This window comes from Candidatus Magnetobacterium casense (genome assembly GCF_019173545.1).
Taxonomy (GTDB): domain Bacteria; phylum Nitrospirota; class Thermodesulfovibrionia; order Thermodesulfovibrionales; family Magnetobacteriaceae; genus Magnetobacterium; species Magnetobacterium cryptolimnobacter.
Window position 1 is genome coordinate 1 of record NZ_JABXWD010000660.1, and the last position, 1,399, is coordinate 1,399.

A 1,399-nucleotide genomic window follows, 5' to 3' on the forward strand; every position below is an offset into this window, starting at 1 on the left:
TCGCCCTTATGTCTATAACGGTATACTTCAAATCTTTTACTTTGGGCGTCTGATAGGGACTAAGGATCGATATGTCATCAAGCTCCTTGTCACCATTGAGGTCTAGCACAGCATTTAAAAAAGATATCAGTATCTCTTTCCTGCTTTCGTTGCCGAATATCCTCTTAAAGGCTATGTCACTTTTTACGTCAACAAATCTCATACTTTATTTTAACACATACCCGAATATTTTGTTATATACTGAAATGGCGTAGTTTTTTTCAGGCATGATATTTGAGTGTGAAATAATGGGGGTCAAGGGGACTTCTTCGTGCCCGGGGCGGGTGCGACCCGCTGCGACAAGATTGCGGCTCGCCCCTCCCCTTGCGGGGTGCCCCACATTTCTCTGCCATCTTTTGGTATAATCATAAGCATGAAGGGTAAGGCGGACAACGTTAGGGTGATGGCCCTGAGGGCACTTGATGCAATTGCCATGGGCAAGGGGCTGCCCAAGGACGTCCTGGAGCGGTCTGCTGATGACCTGGAGCAGCGGGACAGGGCATTTTTGATGGAGCTTGTCTATGGCGTGCTCCGCTACAGGGATACGCTGGATTGGATGTTGAGGGCGTTTCTGAAGAAACCCTCTGGCCTTAAGCCTTTCACCATGAACAACCTCAGACTCGCCGTGTACCAGATAACCCACATGAGGGTGCCCGATAGGGCGGCGGTCAATGAATCGGTCGAAATCGAAAAGGCCTTCGGTACACATGCCGTTGTCGTAAACGGCGTCCTGCGGCAATTGCTCAGAAACAGCCACCAACTGATTATCCCCTCGTTGGAGGAGTCGCCCTTGCAGCATATAGTCCTGTCCACGTCTTCGCCGCAGTGGCTTGCAGAGAGATGGCTGAGACGATTTGGCCCGACCAGGACACTGGCCCTTGCGCAGGCCAACAATACAACATCAGCACCCACACTGCGGGTCAACACCATCGTCACCACACGGCAGGAGATAGCACGAGAGCTTGACGCTCTGCGCATAGGGTATGCCCTCTGCCGGTATAGCCCACACGGAATAAGGCTCACGGAACACATCCCCATGGCCGCACTGGACCCGCTCAGGGGCAAGGTGTATATCCAGGATGAGGCATCACAGTTGGTGAGCTTCCTGCTCGACCCACAGGAGGGCGACTACTGCCTCGACGCCTGTTCCGCACCGGGAGGCAAGGCCACACACATGGCCGCACTGGGCAACGACAAACTCAACATAGTGGCCGTTGACGGCAGCAAAAACAGGGTCAACAGGATAATACAAAACGCCCAAACTCTCGGGATTAAGAGCATAACCCCTGTGGTTGCAGATATCAGGGCACTATGTTGAGTTTGTCGTTGCCCAGTGCGGCCATGTGTGTGGCCTTGCCTC

At 53.0% G+C, this 1,399-nt stretch carries 2 protein-coding genes; one reads left to right on the forward strand and one right to left on the reverse strand.

Features of this window, described 5'->3' with window-relative positions:
- The coding region (locus HWQ67_RS18510; protein WP_218254171.1) for a PD-(D/E)XK nuclease family transposase at window positions 1–202 on the reverse strand (202 nt) is incomplete at its 3' end.
- 210 nt (window positions 203–412) lie between these two features.
- Here HWQ67_RS18510 and HWQ67_RS18515 point away from each other — a divergent pair.
- Window positions 413–1,357 carry a transcription antitermination factor NusB gene (locus tag HWQ67_RS18515; RefSeq protein WP_218254172.1) on the forward strand — a complete coding sequence of 315 codons (945 nt, stop codon included), beginning with the start codon at window positions 413–415 and terminating at the stop codon, window positions 1,355–1,357.
- The last annotated feature ends 42 nt before the right edge of the window (window positions 1,358–1,399 follow it).

Coding starts and splice junctions, on each gene's coding strand:
- HWQ67_RS18515 (WP_218254172.1), top strand. CDS start 413: ATGAAGGGTAAGGCGGACAACGTTAGGGTGATGGCCCTGAGGGCACTT.